Origin of the sequence: Pseudomonas sp. 2995-3, assembly GCF_002742565.1 — a bacterium.
Classification (GTDB): domain Bacteria; phylum Pseudomonadota; class Gammaproteobacteria; order Pseudomonadales; family Pseudomonadaceae; genus Aquipseudomonas; species Aquipseudomonas edaphica.
Window position 1 is genome coordinate 1 of record NZ_LJSB01000006.1, and the last position, 228, is coordinate 228.

At 40.4% G+C, this 228-nt stretch carries 1 pseudogene; it reads right to left on the reverse strand.

Annotated features, from left to right (window positions below):
- Positions 1 to 228: pseudogene (locus tag AOA62_RS00025) on the reverse strand (homoserine dehydrogenase); the annotation flags it as partial.

Below are 228 nucleotides of genomic sequence, written 5' to 3' on the forward strand. Positions count from 1 at the left end.
AGGTTGATCTTTTGCGTGAATTCGTAAGAAATATTTTGCATTGATTTCGTCATCTGATTTAATACTCTTTGGATACTGAGGAAGAATGACACTATTCCCATTTACGCCAAGACGCATGTTTTTAGCAACTTCTACTAAATCAGATACTACTGCTGTCGCAGTTGGAAGTTTCCCTGCACCTGGACCGTAGAACATCGTTTCTCCCACCGCTTCCCCATAAACATATAC